Annotated in this window: 14 protein-coding genes; 8 read left to right on the plus strand and 6 right to left on the minus strand. The window is 72.0% G+C overall.

All coding sequences use genetic code 11. The features are described 5' to 3' along the window. Nucleotides 1-10: 10 nt before the first annotated feature. Together JSY14_RS00070 and JSY14_RS00075 are read right to left on the minus strand one after the other, a co-directional pair. On the minus strand, nucleotides 11-1648 hold the full coding sequence (locus JSY14_RS00070) for a DEDD exonuclease domain-containing protein (RefSeq protein WP_259556698.1): 1638 nt from the start codon (nucleotides 1646-1648) through the stop codon (nucleotides 11-13). A gap of 79 nt (nucleotides 1649-1727) precedes the next feature. Beyond that, nucleotides 1728-3539: an AMP-dependent synthetase/ligase gene (locus tag JSY14_RS00075; protein ID WP_259556699.1), complete on the minus strand. Its 1812-nt coding sequence runs from the start codon at nucleotides 3537-3539 to the stop codon at nucleotides 1728-1730. A gap of 158 nt (nucleotides 3540-3697) precedes the next feature. Between JSY14_RS00075 and JSY14_RS00080 the strand changes: the two genes are divergently transcribed. Beyond that, complete coding sequence (locus JSY14_RS00080) at nucleotides 3698-4642, plus strand: ROK family glucokinase (protein WP_259556700.1); 945 nt, start codon at nucleotides 3698-3700, stop codon at nucleotides 4640-4642. An 83-nt stretch (nucleotides 4643-4725) separates the two neighbouring features. Here JSY14_RS00080 and JSY14_RS00085 read toward each other — a convergent pair whose 3' ends face one another. Together JSY14_RS00085 and JSY14_RS00090 are read right to left on the minus strand one after the other, a co-directional pair. Beyond that, nucleotides 4726-4995: a hypothetical protein gene (locus JSY14_RS00085; protein ID WP_259556701.1), complete on the minus strand. Its 270-nt coding sequence runs from the start codon at nucleotides 4993-4995 to the stop codon at nucleotides 4726-4728. Nucleotides 4996-5054: 59 nt separating this feature from the next. After that, nucleotides 5055-5852, minus strand: a complete 798-nt coding sequence (locus JSY14_RS00090) for an alpha/beta hydrolase (protein WP_259556702.1) — start codon at nucleotides 5850-5852, stop codon at nucleotides 5055-5057. Between the two features lie 58 nt (nucleotides 5853-5910). Here JSY14_RS00090 and JSY14_RS00095 point away from each other — a divergent pair, with 58 nt between their 5' ends. Next, nucleotides 5911-6630, plus strand: a complete 720-nt coding sequence (locus JSY14_RS00095) for a lysophospholipid acyltransferase family protein (protein ID WP_259556703.1) — start codon at nucleotides 5911-5913, stop codon at nucleotides 6628-6630. Nucleotides 6631-6703: 73 nt separating this feature from the next. After that, entirely contained in the window at nucleotides 6704-8098 is a 1395-nt protein-coding gene (locus tag JSY14_RS00100; RefSeq protein ID WP_259556704.1) for a class II 3-deoxy-7-phosphoheptulonate synthase, read from the plus strand. A gap of 40 nt (nucleotides 8099-8138) precedes the next feature. Here JSY14_RS00100 and pknB read toward each other — a convergent pair whose 3' ends face one another. Then, on the minus strand, nucleotides 8139-10184 hold the full coding sequence (pknB, locus tag JSY14_RS00105; RefSeq protein ID WP_259556705.1) for a Stk1 family PASTA domain-containing Ser/Thr kinase: 2046 nt from the start codon (nucleotides 10182-10184) through the stop codon (nucleotides 8139-8141). 129 nt (nucleotides 10185-10313) lie between these two features. Between pknB and JSY14_RS00110 the strand changes: the two genes are divergently transcribed. Continuing rightward, on the plus strand, nucleotides 10314-10667 hold the full coding sequence (locus tag JSY14_RS00110; RefSeq protein WP_259556706.1) for an Rv2175c family DNA-binding protein: 354 nt from the start codon (nucleotides 10314-10316) through the stop codon (nucleotides 10665-10667). Nucleotides 10668-10745: 78 nt separating this feature from the next. On the opposite strand, the gene JSY14_RS00115 is transcribed toward JSY14_RS00110, so the two are convergent. Then, nucleotides 10746-11852 (minus strand): polyprenyl synthetase family protein, encoded by a 1107-nt coding sequence (locus tag JSY14_RS00115; RefSeq protein ID WP_259556707.1) that lies wholly within the window; start codon nucleotides 11850-11852, stop codon nucleotides 10746-10748. A gap of 133 nt (nucleotides 11853-11985) precedes the next feature. On the opposite strand from JSY14_RS00115, the gene JSY14_RS00120 reads away from it, so the two are divergent. The 4 genes from JSY14_RS00120 (at nucleotide 11986) to JSY14_RS00135 (ending at nucleotide 16885) form a co-directional block, all read left to right on the plus strand. Beyond that, nucleotides 11986-13269 carry a hypothetical protein gene (locus JSY14_RS00120; RefSeq protein WP_259556708.1) on the plus strand — a complete coding sequence of 428 codons (1284 nt, stop codon included), beginning with the start codon at nucleotides 11986-11988 and terminating at the stop codon, nucleotides 13267-13269. Beyond that, nucleotides 13266-14411, plus strand: coding sequence for a homoserine O-acetyltransferase MetX (gene metX, locus JSY14_RS00125; RefSeq protein WP_259556709.1), 1146 nt, complete (start codon nucleotides 13266-13268; stop codon nucleotides 14409-14411). Before JSY14_RS00120 ends, metX begins: the two co-directional genes overlap by 4 nt. Nucleotides 14412-14739: 328 nt before the next feature. Continuing rightward, a complete protein-coding gene (locus JSY14_RS00130) occupies nucleotides 14740-14952 on the plus strand; it encodes a universal stress protein (protein ID WP_259556710.1) in 213 nt (70 codons plus the stop codon). A 214-nt stretch (nucleotides 14953-15166) separates the two neighbouring features. Further along, a complete protein-coding gene (locus JSY14_RS00135) occupies nucleotides 15167-16885 on the plus strand; it encodes an RNA polymerase sigma factor (protein ID WP_259556711.1) in 1719 nt (572 codons plus the stop codon). Nucleotides 16886-16926 lie beyond the last annotated feature (41 nt).

Genomic DNA, 16926 nt, shown 5'->3' on the forward strand with positions numbered 1-16926 from the left:
TGACCCCAGCCTACTGCCCGCGTTCCCACGGGCCCTGCCCCCGCTCATAGGCCCGCTGCAGCGCCTCCACGGTGAACTGCGCGTGCCGCGGCACCGCCCACTCCCCATCGACGACGACCAGCCGCACGCCCTCCGATCCGAGCCACTCCAGGAGGATCTCGCTCTCCTGGTGGTGTCCCTGGCACAGGGGAGCGGGTGCGGCCGCCGAGGCCTCGCTCTCCCGGGCCAGGGCGCGGGCGGCCGCGACCGGATCGGCAGTGCGGTGCACCACATGGGTTCCGGCGAACAGGCCGTGACGGATCGCCAGCAGTTCCCAGCCGGGCAGGCCCCCGATCAGGCGGGCGGGCCGCGCTGCCACCAGCAGCGGGACCGCCGCCAGGGCGCGTAGACGCGAGGCCCGGTGGGCGGCGCGCAGGAACATCTCGACACGGTCGCGCAGGGCGGACGCGTCCTCGTAGCGGCCGGCCTCCGCGAGAGCGCGCAGACGGGAGGCGCTCGTGCGCAGCAGGGGAGTGGGGTCCTCCACCATGATCCGGCGCAGCGCCTGCCGGTGGTCCCCACCGGCGCGGGCGCGGTCGGCGAGCACCGCGTCCATCAACAGTCCCCGCAGCGGCTCGACCTCATGCCGGGACCGCAGCGGGCCGATGTGGGCGGAACCGTCGGACTCATCGCGGGCCAGGCGCACCGCGCGCAGTCCTTCTCCGCGCGGCCCCAGACGCAGCCACAGAGCCTTCTCCGGTCGCAGCCCGTGGCGGTTCGCCGGGGGTTGCTCTTCGGCGATGATCCTCAGCTCCCGCACCGCGGCCTCGGTGGCGGTCTCGCACACGATGGTGCGGATCTCCTCGGCGCGGGGCAGCATGTCGAGGACCTTGCGGCGGGTCTCGGCGGCAGTGAAGTAGGTGCGCACCCGGGAGCGCAGATCACGGCTGGTGCCGACGTACAGCACCGACCCGCCGGCATCGAGGAACTGGTACACCCCCGGGGCAGAGGGCACCGACGCCGCCAGATGTTTCTTGCGCAGCTGCACCGGTGCCACCCGGCGATGGGCCGAGGCGAGGTCCTCGACCGTGGCGGCCGCCGGACCCAGCCGTTCGATGAGTGCGTGGAGCACATCGACGGTGGCGCGGGCGTCGGCCAGGGCCCGATGCTCCGGAGAGGTGGTGGCGCCGACATGCGCGGCGAGGGTGCCCAGGCGGTGGTCGCGCACCTCCCCCCGGGGGAAGGCCCGACGGGCGAGGGCGAGGGTGTCGATCACCTCGGCACGGGGCCACGGTTCGTCCAGACGCGCCGCCGCGGCCCGCAGGAACCCCATGTCGAAGCGGGCGTTGTGAGCGACGAACGCGGCACCGCGCGCGAAGTCGAGGAACATCGGCAGGGCGACGTCGATGCGGGGGGCGTCGCGCACCGTGGCGTCGCTGATGCCCGTGAGCAACGCGATGTATGCCGGGATCGGCCGCTGCGGATCGACGAAGGTGCGGAACTCCCCGATCACCTCACCGCCGCGCACCCGCACCGCACCGATCTCGGTGATCGCATCGGCCTGCGGATCCGTGCCGGTCGTCTCGAGGTCCACCACCACCAGGTCAGCTTCGGCGAGAGGCGTGCCGAGGTCCTCGAAGGACAGCTGCGGGCGTCGAGCGGTGGTCACCGCGCCAGGGTAGGCACGGGGGCTGACATCCGAAGCGTGTGGCCGTTCACCGCTCCACGACGCTGACCTGCGGCACCGATCACCGCTGGGCGGGGGACGTGGAGTAGATCTCCTCGATGACGTCCGCGTAATCCTTCACCACGACATTCCGCTTCAGCTTCATCGAGGGGGTGAGGTACCCGTTCTCCTCGGTGAAGTCGTCCTCGATGATCACGAACTTGCGGATCGACTCCGCGCGGGACACCGAGGTGTTCGCGGCATCGACGGCCTCCTGGACCGCTGCGATGACCTTCTCATCGTGGGCGGCCTGCGCCACATCCATGGCCGGCAGGCCGCGGTTCGACAGCCACGTCGGAAGCATCTCCGGATCGAGGGTGACGATCGCGGCGACGAAGGGACGCTGATCACCGACCACCATGCACTGGCCCACCAGCGGGTGGGCGCGCAGCTGGTCCTCCAACTGGGCGGGGGAGACGTTCTTGCCACCGGCGGTGACGATCAGCTCCTTGGAGCGCCCGGTGATGCGCAGATAGCCGTCGTCGTCGAGGGAACCGACATCTCCGGTGCGGAACCACCCGTCACGCAGCGCCTCCGCCGTGGCCTCCGGGTTGCCGTGGTAGCCGGAGAACACGTTCACGCCCTTGACCAGGATCTCCCCGGTCTCGTCGATCGCGACCGTGACGCCCGGCAACGGCGGGCCGACGGTGCCGATCTTCACCTTGCCGGGGATGTTCACACACACTGGGGCGGTGGTCTCCGTGAGCCCGTATCCCTCGAGGATGGTCACCCCCACCCCGCGGAAGAAGTGCGCCAGGCGCGATCCGAGCGGAGCCCCGCCGGAGACGGCCCAGGTGACCTGACCGCCCATGGTGGCGCGCAGCTTCGCGTAGACGAGGCGGTCGAAGAGGGCGTGCTGCAGTCGCAGCGCCAGGGGGATCCGGTCATCGTCGAGCGCCTCCGAATACCGGATGGCGGTCTCCGCGGCGCGCGCGAAGATCTTGCCCTTGCCACCGGCCTCGGCCTTCTGCTCGGCGGCGTTGTACACCTTCTCGAACACCCGTGGCACGGCGAGGAGGAAGGTGGGGTGGAAGCTCTGCAGGTCCTCCACCAGGTTCTTCGTATCGGGGGTGAAGGCGGTGGTCACCCCGGCCGAGAACGTCAGCACGGTGATCATGCGGGCGAACACGTGCGCCAGCGGCAGGAACATCAGCCCGCGGGAGCCCGGCGGGATGACCCGGGGGACCAGCTCCTCCCCGGCGGAGCGGATGGTGCGCACGAAGTTCGAGTGCGTGAGCTCCGCCCCCTTGGGGCGGCCCGTGGTGCCGGAGGTGTAGATGATGGTGGCGACATCCTCCAGACGACGAGAGGTCCGCGCCCGCTCGAGCGTCTCATCGTCGATGTCGCGGCCTGCCTCGCGCAGGGTGTCGAGGTCCCCACCGTCGATTTCCCAGATGGTCTCCAGTGCCGGGGTCTCGTCCTTCACCGAGGCGAGATCCTCGGCATGGCGGCGGGTCTCGACCACGGCGAAGCGGGCGCCGCTGTCGGAGGCGATCCACGCCATCTGGGAGGGCGAGCTGGTCTCGTAGATCGGTACGGAGATGCCGCCCGCGAACCACACCGCCCAGTCGACCAGCGCCCACTCGTAGCGGGTGCGGGACATGATCGCCAGTACGTCACCGCTGCGCAGGCCCGAGGCGATCAGACCCTTCGCCAGGGCGCGCACCTGATCCAGGAACTCCTCGGAGCTGACCGCCGTCCAGTCGGTCGGGGAGGAGCCGCGCAGCTCGACCAGGGGGATGTCGGGGTGAGCGCGGTGACGATCCAGCAGCAGGTCGGTGGTGTTCTCGTGCGGCGCGGCGGTGTGGCGGGCGGGCGTCCCGAACAGTTTCACGCGATCTCCTTCGACCTGATTCCGGGTGGCCCGGGGCGGGCCGGTGGTCCGCCGTGGCCGTGGCGGAGCGGTCTCGTCGATCCTACGGGAGGACCGCCCGTAGAGTGGGGCGCGGCACCCCGGTGGCGTGGGGTGACCGGGCAGGAGAAGGGACGAACATGCTCGCGATCGGTGTGGACATCGGCGGGACGAAGATCGCTGCGGGCCTGGTGGACGAGGACGGCCGACTGCTCGCGCGTGCGCAACGCACCACCCCGGCGACCGATCCGGAGCTGATCGAGGCCGCCGTGGCCGATGCCGTCACCGAACTGCGGCAGGGCCGCGTCGTCGGAGCCATCGGCGTGGGGGCCGCCGGATTCGTCGATGCCCGCCGTCGGACCGTGGTGTTCGCGGCGAACCTCGCCTGGCGCCACCGGCCCCTGGCGGATGAACTCGAGGCCCTCACCGGTCTGCCCGTGGTGGTGGAGAACGACGCCAATGCCGCCGGCTGGGCCGAGTTCCGTTTCGGTGCCGCCCGTGAGGCCGACCATATGCTCATGCTCACCGTCGGCACCGGCCTCGGCGGCGCAGTGGTCCATGACGGTCGTCTGCTGCGCGGTTCCGGCGGATTCGCGGCGGAGGTCGCGCATGTGACCGCCGTCCCGGACGGCCAGTGGTGCGGATGCGGCAACCGCGGCTGCCTGGAGCAGTACACCTCCGGTCGGGCACTGGTGAAGGCTGCCCGCCGTCGACTGCGCGCGGGAGATCCGACCCTCGAGGCGCTCCGCTCCGAGGCGGGCGGGGACCCCTCCGGTGTGGACGGCCCGCTCGTCACCCGCCTCGCTCAGCAGGGTGATGCCGGATGCATCAGCCTGCTGGCCGACCTCGGCCACTGGCTGGGGGTGGGCACCGCCAGCCTCGCCGCGGTGCTCGACCCCGAGGTGATCGTCGTCGGTGGCGGGGTGAGCGCGGCGGGGGAGCTGTTGCTGCAACCCGCCCGGGACAGCTTCGCCACCCACGTCACCGCCCGGCTGCACCGGCAGATGCCGCGCTTCGTTCTCGCGAGCACCGGGAACGACGCCGGCATGATCGGCGCCGCGGACCTCGCCCGCACACCCGCCTGACCGGCATCGCGGGGGACGCCCCGGGGAGGCGCGCCTCGGCTCCGTGGGCCCTCAGCCCGGTGCGGTGTCGGATCGGTGCGCGATCAGACCTGAGCACCGTCGTCGTCCGGGTCGACCCGCCGCCGGGGGACCTGCCACAGCGCCCCGACGAGCCCCGCCAGCGCCGCGAACCCGCCCAGCACCCCGAGCCAACCGGGCAGCGTCGGGACCACCAGGACCAGCAGACCCACCAGCAGCCCGATGATCAGCGCTCCCCAGGACCAGGCGAGAGGACCCTCCAGCGACGGCATCGGCGGATCCGGTGGCACGAAGTCCCCGGGAAGGGCGTCCTCGTCCGCGGTGTCCCCGGGCACAGGATCACGCCGATCCCCCGGGGCGTGACCGTGCCCGTCCCCGGGCCGGTCCACGCCGGTCACCGTGAGCCCCCGTCTGAGCCCGTGTCACCGGAGACCTCGAGGTAGCGGGCGAGGTGCCGGTCGGTGGCCTGCGCGATGAGGTCGGCATCCTCATCGAGAGTGGCGACGTGGTAGCTGCGAGTGAGCGGCAGCCGCTCGACCGGGCCGCGCACCCGGGAGGCGATCAGATCGCTGCTGCGCACCGGCACCACATGGTCCACGGTGGAGGTGGCCAGCAGCAGCGGTGCGGTGACCTCACCGAGGTGGGCGAGTGTGTGCCGCTGCAGACGGTGGAGCTGTCCCACGGCTCGCAGAGGGGTGCGCGCATATGCCTCCTCCCGCAGCCCGGGGCGGCCGATGTCGCCGGCGATCGCGGGCAGGGAGACCGGCAGCAGCGCGAGGGCCGGGGCCAGGGCGTCCTGCCACCGGTGCATGAGAGCGACGGCGGGATTCACCAGGGCCAGCGCTCCGATCCGTGGGGCGAGGTCGGCGTCCGCAGCGCAGGCCAGCGCCAGTGCACCCCCCATCGACAGGCCACCGAGCCCGACCGTCCCGTGGCGCTGGGCGGCGGTGGAGACGGCCTCACGGGCGGTCTCGAACCATGCCGTCCATGCGGTGCGAGCCATGTCGCGCTCGTCGGTGGCGTGCCCCGGTAACAGCGGCACGGTGACGTCCCAGCCGCGGGCGTCCAGGGCTTCGGCCCAGGGGCGGACGCTCTGCGGGCTTGCGGTGAACCCGTGGAGGAGGACGACGGCGCCCCGTGGGCTAGGGTGGGCGGCGCCTCGCCAGGGACGGGAGAGTTCGCTGAAGGTCATGGCTCTCATGGTCGCACCCGGGTGGGAGACCCGGTCACTCCGTCGTCAACGAGGAGCCATGCTCTACGAGATCGCCAAGCCCGTCGTCCGCACTGTGCTGCAGGTGGTGTGGCGGCCTCGGATCGAGGGCGCCGGGAAACTCCCGCGCACCGGCGCCGTGATCGTCGCCAGCAACCACCTGGGGATCGCCGACACCGTGGTGATGCCGGCGCTCGTGGGCCGCAGCGTGCACTTCCTGGCGAAGGCGGAGATGTTCTCCGGGGGCTCCCTCGCCAACCGTGCGCTGGGCATGCTCTTGCGCTCCCTGCGGGTGATGCCGGTGGAACGCTCCGGCGGCTCCGCCTCCCAGGCGGCGATCGAGACGGGACTGGCGATCCTGCGGAAAGGGCAGGTGCTGGGCATCTATCCGGAGGGCACCCGCAGTCCCGATGGTCGCCTGTACCGGGGGAAGACCGGAGTGGCACGGCTGGCGCTCGCGGTGGACTGCCCGATCGTCCCCGTCGGCATGGTCGGCACCTTCGAGGCGCATCGCGGTGGCCGCGTGATCCCGCGGCTCTCCCCGCGCATCCAGGTGCGGGTGGGTGATCCCGTCCGGGCGCGGGACCTGGTGCCCGGGTTGGCGCAGCTGCCGGAGGCGCAGCAGTACCGCGCTGTGACCGACGCCCTGATGGGGCGGATCGCGGCGCTCTCCGGGCAGGAGCAGGTCGATCGGTTCGCCGCCGACGCCAAACGTGAGCTCGCCCAGCGGCAGACGGGTCCCCAGCAGCCGTCCACGTGATCCGCGCCGCCTCCCCCCTCCCGCACGGCGGACCCGACCGTCCCCCGCGCCTCGGATTCCGTAATCTGGAGGGGTGACTGTCCACAGCCCCGGTGCGCCCGCTCGCGCCCACGAGTTCGCCCTCTCGTCGTCCAACGCCGGCCTGGAGGCCCTGTCCTCCTGGCGGGAGCTGCCGCGTGTGCAGCAGCCCACGTGGCCCGACGAACAGGAGCGGGCCCGGGTGTTCTCCGAACTGCGCACCGCCCCGCCCCTGGTGTTCGCCGGTGAGGTCGACGTGCTACGCGAGCGTCTGGCGGCGGCAGCGCGCGGCGAGGCGTTCCTGCTCCAGGGCGGCGACTGCGCCGAGACCTTCGCGGATTCCACCGCCGACCGGATCCGCAACAAGATCCGCACCATCCTGCAGATGGCGGCGGTGCTCACCTACGGTGCGTCGTTGCCGGTGATCAAGATGGGTCGTATGGCGGGCCAGTTCGCCAAGCCACGGTCCTCCGACACCGAGACCCGCGACGGCCTCACCCTGCCGACGTACCGCGGGGACGGCGTCAACGGATTCGCGTTCACCGAGGAGGCCCGCCGCCCCGATCCCGAGCGGTTGTGGCGGATGTACACCACCAGCGCACAGACCCTCAATCTGCTGCGGGCCTTCACCAGCGGTGGCTTCGCGGACCTGCGCGAGGTCCACGCCTGGAACAAGGGATTCATCTCCGGCCCCGGTTACGACCGGTACGAGCAGCTCGCCGGTCAGATCGACAAGGCGCTGCGGTTCATGGACGCCTGCGGGGCGGACTTCGATGCCATCCGGGTGGTGGAGTTCTACGCGGCGCATGAGGCGCTGCTGCTCGACTACGAGGAGGCGCTGTCGCGGATCGACTCGCGCACCGGGGAGATCTACGACTGCTCGGGGCATTTCCTGTGGATCGGCGAGCGCACCCGCCAGCTCGACGGGGCGCACGTGGAGTTCCTGTCGCAGGTGCGCAACCCCATCGGTGTGAAGCTCGGCCCGTCGGCCACGGTCGACGATGCGCTGCGGCTCATCGACCGGCTCGACCCGGACCGCGAACCGGGCCGGCTCACCTTCATCACGCGGATGGGGGCGGAGCGGATCCGCGACCGCCTGCCGGCGCTCGTCGAGGGCGTGCGCGATGCCGGGGCGCAGGTCGCCTGGGTGACCGACCCGATGCACGGCAACACCATCACCGCCTCCAACGGGTACAAGACCCGCCGCTTCACCGACATCCTCGATGAGGTCCGCGGGTTCTTCGAGGTGCACCGGGAGCTGGGCACCGTGCCAGCGGGCCTGCACATGGAGATGACCGGGGATGACGTCACCGAGGTGCTCGGCGGCACCGGGGAGATCGACGAGGCCGCCCTGGAGCAGCGGTACGAGACGTTGGTGGATCCGCGTCTGAACCACCAGCAGTCGCTGGAACTCGCGTTCCTGGTGGCGGAGGCGCTGGACCAGCACTGAGGTCCGGGCCGGCGGTGAGGCGGCGGGTGACCCGTCGGCCTCAGAACACGTGCAGAAGGACAGTGCTGCCCTTGGGCACGCTGGTCCCTCCGGCGGTGTCCTGCTGGTAGACCAGGCCGAAGGCCGGGGTGCCCTTGTCGTGCACCACCTTCGGAGTGAGCCCGGCGTTCTTCAGCGCCGCCACCGCCTCGGCCTCCGGTTTCTGGAACACGTTCGGCACGGTCACCATCTCCGGCCCCAGGGAGACGACGATCCTCACCGTGTCCCCTCGGTGGAGGGTGCCGGAGGTCGGCTTCTGTGAGGCGACGGCACCCTTCGGGGTGGAGGCGCTGTGCGCCTCGACCACTTCGGCCCTGAGGCCCTGCTTCTCGATCAGGGCGATGGCCTGCCCGCGGGTGCGCCCGCGCGTGTCGGGCACGTCGAGGGCCACGCGTCCGCGGGAGAGGACGACGTGGACCTCCCCTCCGGAGGGGAGGCGTTCAGCGGCGGCCTCCTGGCGGATGACCTCACCCTCGGGCACGGTCTCGGAGAACTCCGGGTCGTCCTCGACCAGTGTCAACCCGGCCTCGGCCACGCGCGCGCGGGCGTCCTCCAGGGACGCCCCGGTCACGTCCGGCACGGGGAAGGTCTCCACCCCGCGGGAGACCACCAGCAGCACCGGGGTGTCCTTCTTGACGGTGGAGCCGGGGGCGGGGGAGACGCTGACGACATGGCCGGCGGGGACGGTGGAGCTGAACCGCTCCTCGGTGCGGGCGGTGAGGTCCTGGGAGGAGAGGGCGGCCTCGGCATCGTCCAGGGTGGTGCCGGCGAGCACCGGCACGGTGCGATCGGCACCGGGCCCGACGCCGAGGTACCAGTCGGCGCCCTGGGCGGCACCGGTCCCGGTGAGAGCCAGCACGGCGGCGACCGCGGCGCCGCGCATCCACGGGGAGGAGGAACGGCGACGCTTCCCATGGCGCGCCCGCGGAGCCCGGGGAACGGCCATCGCCACGGTGCGGGCACTGGTGCCCGGATCCTCGCGGTCCTCGTCAGCGACCGTGCGCGGGGTCGGGGTGAGGAACCGGCGCGGGGGACGGGGCGCGGCGGCCTCTGTCGGGGTGGCGGGGGGATCGTCCGAGGCGCGGGCGGGGTCGACGTCGAGCAGGGCAGTGACGCGGGGGACGTCCTGGGTGTCGGCGTCGGTGCGGGGTGCAGGGATCGCGTCCAGCACCCGGGCGGGGAGGTCGGCCAGCTGTTCCCGTACCGCCGACAGCAGTGCCTCCGCTGACACGGGGCGGGAATCCGGACGGCGGGCCGCGGCCCAGGTGACCAGCGCATCGACGCCGGCGGGGATGGTGGAGATGCGCGAGGACGGCGCCGGGATGTCCTCGTGCACGTGCTGGAAGGCCACATGCACGGGCTGCTCGCCGACGAAGGGCTGGGTGCCGGTGAGCATCTCGAACAGCACCACGCCCAGGGAGTACAGGTCGCTGCGTTCGTCGGTGGAGCCGCGGGTGATGGTCTCCGGGCTGACGTAGGCGACGGTGCCGAGCAGCGTCCCGGTGGAGGACGCGGTCGCCGCGCCGATCGCGCGAGCGAGGCCGAAGTCGGCGACCTTCGCGCCGGGGGTGCGGTCCAGCGGGCCGGCGCCGGTGTGCTCCAGCAGGACGTTTTCGGGTTTCACATCCCGGTGGATGATGCCGGCGCGGTGCGCGGCGCCGAGGGCCTCCAGGATCTGCGCGGCCAGTTCCAGGGAGGTGCGGATCGTGAGGGGCGCACGCTCCCGCAGGAGGTCACGCAGGGTCCCGCCCTCGATCAGCTGCATCGCCAGGTACACCTGGCCGCCGTCCTCTCCCTGGTCGTACACCGGCACGACGTGGGGGTGCGCGAGGCGGGCCGCACTGTGGGCCTCCCGGAAGAAGCGGGTGCGGAAGGACTCGTCGTCGGCGAGGTGCGGGTGCATGATCTTCAGCGCCACGGGCCGGCCGAGACGCTCGTCGACGCCACGATGCACTGACGCCATGCCGCCGCGCGCGATCAGCTCCTCGACCCGATAGCGGTGGTCGAGGAGCTGGCCCACGGCGGGGGAAGTCGTCGCCGAGCTCACCCTCCGGAGGCTACGCAGACAGGCGCGCCCAGGGTGGCAGCGACACGCCCGGCGCGGCGCATCGTCCCCGAACGGTCAGGCCGCGCGGTCGAGTGGCCCCCGCGGCGCGGGCCGTGCCACTCTGGTGCCGTGGACCGACTCGACGCACTGATCACCGACTGGTTGACCCTCCCCGACGCGGCGGAGCGGCTGAACGTTGACGCCTCGCGGGTGCGGCGTCTGATCGACGAGGGGCAACTGGTGGCGGTGCGCCGCGGGGACCCCGTCGTCCGATCGATCCCCGCGGAGTTCCTCGCCGACGGCGAGATCATCCCGCATCTGGCGGGCACCATCACCGTGCTGCGCGACGGCGGGTTCGACGACGTGGAACTGCTCGAATGGCTGTTCACCGAGGACGAGACCCTTCCGGGGCGGCCGGTGGACCAGCTGCGACAGGGGCAGCGCGGCGAAGTGCGGCGACGCGCGCAGGCGCTGGCTCTCTGAGTCGTCCCGCTGTCCGATCCTGCGCGGCACCGTTCCGCGCGGCCTGTCCGACCAGACCTGCGGTGACCCCGCGGTGACTCAGCGCGCCCGCGCGAATCCCACGTCGGTCGCGCGGTCGATCAGAGCCAGCAGACCCTCCCGGCCCTCGGCGCGCACCGCGTCGGAGGCGTACAGCCGATCCCGGGCCCGCTGAGCGTGGCTCTCGACCTCGGCGACGACCTCGGCGACCGCTCCGGTCGCCCGCAGGACGGCCAGGGCGTCCTGCACCTGCCCGGGTGTCGCGTCCTGGCGACCGACGGCGGCCTCGAGCGCCGTCCTCTGACGCTCATCGGCACGGGTGCGCGCCAGTTCCAGCACCACGGTGCGCTTGCCCTCCGTCACATCCCCGCCCACGGGTTTGCCGGTGTCCGCCGGGTCCCCGACCACCGAGAGCAGATCGTCGCGCAGCTGGAAGGCGGTGCCGACGGGCACGGCGACCTCATCGAGCAGCTGCAGCAGCTCATCGTCGGCACCGGCCAGGCGCGCCCCGATCCGCAGCGGCCGATGCACGGTGTAGGAGACGGTCTTCCAGCGGATGACGGTGCGGGCCGCGTCCACCGGGTCGGCGGGGGAGAGGAAACCCCCGGCCTGGTGGAGCATGTCAAGGTGCTGACCGGCCATGACCTCGGTGCGCAGGGCGTCGAACTCGGGGCGCGCTGCCGGATGCTCGGCCAGCACCGGGGCTGCCAGCTGCTCGGCCCAGCTCAGAGCGAGGTCGCCCAGGATGATCGCCACCGCTTCCCCGAAGCGCACCGGGTCGCCGGACAGCCCCGCTCGACGATGCTGCTGCGCGGCCGCGACGTGCACCGCCGGGCGACCGCGCCGCATGGGCGAGTTGTCGATGACGTCGTCATGGAGCAGCGCCGCCGCCTGCACCAGCTCCACCGCGGCCCCCGCCGTCGCCACGGAGGTGAGCAGGGCCTCGTCGACAGACCGAGCGCACTCGGCCGCCCACAGCACGAAACGGGGGCGCAGCAGTTTGCCGCCCTCGAGGTAGGCCGCCAGGATCCGCGGCAGTTCCGCGGATTCCGGGGCGAGTCGTTCCAGCTCCATCCGGCGCCGGTCGAGTGCCGCGTCCAGCACGCGGGGCAGAAGGTCCAGGAGACGACGGTCGGGGTCACCGGCGATGGGCGCGGAGGGGGTCACGTGCACTCCTGACGGTCGGGGCGTGTCAGCCGATCGTCCCACGGACGCACGGAGGTTTCCTCCCCAGGTCGGGGTTCTCCACTGCAGCGGATCAGCAGCCCCGCGGCGGCCCCGATCCCGGGAGGCTCGGGGCATGACCTCGACAACACCGTCTCGTTCCGGTTCCCCGTCCACCTTCTGCCCTCACGATCCCGCGGAGATGCTCGCCCTGGCGCGGCTGATGCTGCAGGACGTCCCGCGGGACTCCCTCATGCTCATCGGCCACCGCGGCCGGCGCGAAGTGATCGTCTCGGCTCGGATCGACCTCGTTGACACCCTGGACGACCCTGAGGGCACCGGCATGGACCGGTTGCTCTGGTCCCTGCGGGACAACGGGTGCGATGGTGCGTTCGGCCTCGTCCTGCTGGGCGACGGGGAGGCCCCGATCGTCGATGACCCGATCACCCACGCGCCGGAGGCCGCTGCGCCGGATGGCGGGGTGCGGGCCCCTGAGGGTCCGGTGGGTCCAGTGCCTACGCCCGACGACGGAGTGCTCGGGGGGCATGCGCTCGTGGAGGAGGCCGGTCTCGCCGCGGCTGCGCGCGTGCACATGGCCGCCCTCGCCCAGGTGCCCGAGCCCTTCGATGTGCCCACCGTGTGGGTGGTCTCCGGGGGACGCGCCCGCGAGGTGCTCGCCGATCCCGTCGACGGTGTCGTCGGGGAGATCGACCTGGCCGTCGGCCCGCTGGTGGCCCTCGCCGACCTCGACACCACCCGTGTCATGGCCCAGGCCGTCACTCGCGGGGACCCGATCCCGCGCGCCGACGGTGCCGCCCGGCAGCGCCTGCGGGACCGGGTGCGCCGCGCCCTGAGCTGTCAGCCGCCCCAGCCGCTGCCTCCGGTGGAGCAGTGCTGGGATCGGGCGCGCGCGGCGATCGCCGTCCTGGGAGCGAACGGCCGCTCCGAGGAACAGCTCATGACGGCGTGTGAACACCTCGCCGAACTGTGGTGGAGTCTGTCCGATCCGGAGGCACCGGACCTGCTGCTGCGGCGCCTCATGAGCGGCCGCTCCACCGGCCGACCCGTCGCCGTCGCCGGCACCGGCAAGGCTCTGACCCGTCGCCCTTCCCGCAGCATCCGCCCTGGTGGCGAGTGGTTCCGGGCACTCGAGGCGATGGTTCGGGCCGTCGACCCCGCGGACCTCGGCGAGGTCCCCGTGGAGGTGGGGACCGGATGGGTCGAGAGCGCCGCCGTGTTGGCGATGCTGGAGTGGTGGAACCACCGATTCCACCGCTGTCACGAGCTCGTCACCCAGGTGCTGGCTGTGGACCCGCTGCACCCTCTGGCACTCTGTCTCGCACAGCTCACGGCCGTGCAGATCGCGCCACCGTGGACCCCTGAGGGCCGCGCCGTCCGGCGGAGAGGAGACAGTCGATGACAGCCCTGGTGGCAGCACCCGACCTCCTGCCCGCGAGCGGGGCCTGGACCCCCGCACGGGGGATCGGGCGCCGCCGCTTCGCGGACCTCGGACCGCAGCACCTCGACAGTGGGGAGCACCTGCCGGCGGTGTGCCTGGCCTACGAGACCTGGGGACGGCCCACCCCCTCCGGGGACAACGCGATCCTGGTGTTGCATGCGCTGACCGGTGACTCCCACGTCGCAGGGGAGGCGACGGCGGAGCACCCGACTCCCGGATGGTGGGAGCACCTGGTCGGGCCAGGCCGCCCCCTCGACACCGACCGCTGGTTCATCGTCGCCCCTAACGTCCTCGGGGGCTGCCAGGGCAGCACCGGCCCGTCCAGCGACGCGCCGGACGGCCGCCCCTGGGGATCCCGGTTCCCGCGACTCACCGTCCGCGATCAGGTCCGCGCCGAGCAGGCGCTGCAGTCGCGGTTGGGGATCCGCCGCTGGGCGCTCGTCATCGGCGGATCCATGGGAGGGATGCGTGCCCTGGAATGGGCGATCACCGCGCCGCAACAGGTTGAGCGCCTTGCCGTGATCGCCTCCGGCGCGGCTGCCACCGCCGACCAGATCGCGTGGAACAGCGCCCAGCTGGCCGCCATCCGCACCGATCCGGGATTCCTCGACGGCGACTACTACGCCCGACCGGACGGACAGGGCCCGCACCGGGGCCTCGGACTGGCCCGCCGCATCGCCCACACCACCTACCGCACCGCCGCCGAACTCGAATCCCGTTTCGGTCATGCCGCCCAGGACCCCACCGACGACCCGCTGCGCGGGGGACGGCATCAGGTCACCAGCTACCTGGATCATCACGCCCACAAACTGGCCGCGCGCTTCGACGCCAACTCCTACGTGCGCCTGGTGGAGGCGATGAGCACCCACGACGTGGGCCGTGACCGCGGCGGCGCGGACCGGGCCCTGGCGCGCATCTCCGCCCGCACCCTCGCCGTCGGCATCGACACCGACCGGTTGTTCCCCGCCGCGGGGATGCAGCGGATCGCGCGCGCGATCCCCGGCGCTCTCTACCGGGAGGTCCACGCCCCCTGCGGACACGACGCGTTCCTGCTGCCCGGCACCGGGATCGAACAGTGGGTCACGGACCTTCTGCGCCAGTAGGATGACCGGCGGGATCGTGGACAGGTCGAGACCGCGCGATCGATCCGCGGATCGTCCGCCGCGCAGAGTCCACGGGAAGGAGCAGCGGTGACCATCGTCGTCGGCTGGTCCCCTCCGAGCAGGGGGATGCGGCGCTCGCCGCTGCCATCCGTGAGAGCCGTCGCCGTCGGGCGCAGCTGGTCATCGCCTCACACGCTCACATGGATTCCTCCGGCATCTCGCGCACCGGTTCCGAGGAGGAGGCCCGGGCAGCGCTCGCCGCTGCAGGAGCCGCCGAGGCCCCCACGGCGGCTCCGCGGGTGGGAGAGTCGACCCGGAGCCGCGGATCGTGGTCGGCCGCGGACAGGACGTCGGCGACCTGCTGCTGGGGATCGCCACCCAGGAGCAGGCCGAGCTGCTCATCATCGGTCTGCGGCGCAAGTCCCCCATCGGCAATCTGAACCTCGGTGCCTCTGCGCGTCGACTGGTGCTGGCCGCTCCCTGCCCGGTGCTGGCCGTGAAGGTCGGCCCCCGGGCCGCGAACGCCGCGCCGATGCGCTGATCCCGGGCCGCGATCCTGCACGGCCCGGCGGACGCCCGGGAATATCCCATGGCACTGCGCGGTTATAATGTCAAGGCCCACCGCGCCAGAGACGTGTGACGGGTACCCCGGGCATGAGCCTGCAGCGGGTGCCCCGGTCCGCGCGGAGCGCCGAGACCACCCACCGTCGACCCGCCGCCTCCTCACCGAGTCAGCGGCCGGAAGAAGGCACCTCGTGACCCAGTCCCGCACCTCGTCCACGGCCAAGACCACGACCGCGTCGAAGAAGTCCGCGTCGAAGAAGGCCTCGTCTGCGGAGCCCGCTGACAGCGCGGAGAAGACCTCCGCGTCGTCCACCACCTCCCACGCCACGACGACGAGCGGCGGGAGCCGCAGCCGTTCGGCGTCGAAGGGGGCCGCCGCGGCGAGCACGAAGGATGAGGTCGCGGAGGACGCGACGACGAGTACCTCCTCGAAGAGGTCGTCCACCAAGAGCTCGTCCACCAAGGGCCGCGCGTCCAAGAGCTCCAGCACCACGAGCTCCAGCACCAAGAGCTCCACCAGCCGGCGCACCTCCTCCGCCTCGAAGGCTGCGGCCGCGGCAGGGTCCGAGGAGGACACGACGGACACCGCCGAGACGACGGACTCCGGCGTCGACGAGGCCGCGTCCCCCTCCCGTCGCTCCTCGGGCACCAAGGGCGCCTCGCGCACCTCGACCTCCAAGCGGTCCAGCAGCAAGCGCACGACCGCCAAGGCCAAGGCGGCCGCTGATGCCGCCGATGAGGATGACGAGGCGCAGGACCTCCCCGAGGATGTCGAGCTGGAGGATGCGGACGACACCGAGGCGGACGTGGCCGACGGTGACGAGGGTGATGCCGACAACGGTGACGCCGACGGGGACGGCGACAGCGCCGAGACCGAGAACGGCGAGGGGAGTTCCTCGTCCGGCAGCAGCTCCTCGGACGGCGATGACGACTCCGGCGGGTTCGTGTTCTCCGCCACCGACGATGACGCCCCGGCACAGCAGGTCGTCACCGCCGGAGCCACGGCCGACCCGGTGAAGGACTACCTCAAGCAGATCGGCAAGGTGGCTCTGCTGAACGCCGCACAGGAGGTCGAGCTCGCCGAACGCATCGAGGCCGGCCTCTACGCCGAGCACAAGCTGAAGCAGGACCCGGATCTCCTCAAGACCAAGGCCGGCCGTGAACTGCGGGTCATCGCCGATGATGGTCGCGCCGCGAAGGATCACCTGCTCGAGGCGAACCTGCGTCTGGTGGTGTCCCTCGCCAAGCGCTACACCGGCCGCGGGATGCTGTTCCTGGATCTCATCCAGGAGGGCAACCTCGGTCTGATCCGGGCGGTCGAGAAGTTCGACTACACCAAGGGCTACAAGTTCTCGACCTACGCGACCTGGTGGATCCGTCAGGCCATCACCCGCGCCATGGCGGACCAGGCCCGAACCATCCGCATCCCGGTGCACATGGTGGAGGTCATCAACAAGCTCGCCCGCGTGCAGCGCCAGATGCTCCAGGACCTCGGCCGCGAACCCACCCCGGAGGAGCTGGCCAAGGAGCTCGACATGACCCCGGAGAAGGTCGTCGAGGTGCAGAAGTACGGCCGCGAGCCGATCTCCCTGCACACCCCGCTGGGTGAGGACGGCGACAGCGAGTTCGGTGACCTCATCGAGGACTCCGAGGCTGTGGTGCCGGCCGACGCCGTCAGCTTCACGCTGCTGCAGGAGCAGCTGCGATCCGTGCTCGACACCCTCTCCGAGCGGGAGGCCGGCGTCGTCGCCATGCGCTTCGGCCTGGAGGACGGGCAGCCGAAGACCCTCGACGAGATCGGCAAGGTGTACGGGGTGACCCGTGAGCGCATCCGCCAGATCGAGTCGAAGACCATGTCGAAGCTCCGCCACCCCTCGCGCTCGCAGGTCCTGCGGGACTACCTCGACTGATCACGAGCGCCGGGACTGGCACCGTGCCGGTGACGATCCAC

Source organism: Brachybacterium sillae (assembly GCF_025028335.1).
In the GTDB taxonomy this organism is placed as follows: Bacteria; Actinomycetota; Actinomycetes; order Actinomycetales; family Dermabacteraceae; genus Brachybacterium; species Brachybacterium sillae.

Bases quoted from the DNA above. Each gene is read 5' to 3' on its own strand.
- JSY14_RS00095 (WP_259556703.1), top strand. From the start codon at position 5,911: ATGCTCTACGAGATCGCCAAGCCCGTCGTCCGCACTGTGCTGCAGGTG.
- metX (WP_259556709.1), top strand. From the start codon at position 13,266: ATGACAGCCCTGGTGGCAGCACCCGACCTCCTGCCCGCGAGCGGGGCC.
- JSY14_RS00080 (WP_259556700.1), top strand. From the start codon at position 3,698: ATGCTCGCGATCGGTGTGGACATCGGCGGGACGAAGATCGCTGCGGGC.
- JSY14_RS00120 (WP_259556708.1), top strand. From the start codon at position 11,986: ATGACCTCGACAACACCGTCTCGTTCCGGTTCCCCGTCCACCTTCTGC.
- JSY14_RS00090 (WP_259556702.1), bottom strand. From the start codon at position 5,852: ATGACCTTCAGCGAACTCTCCCGTCCCTGGCGAGGCGCCGCCCACCCT.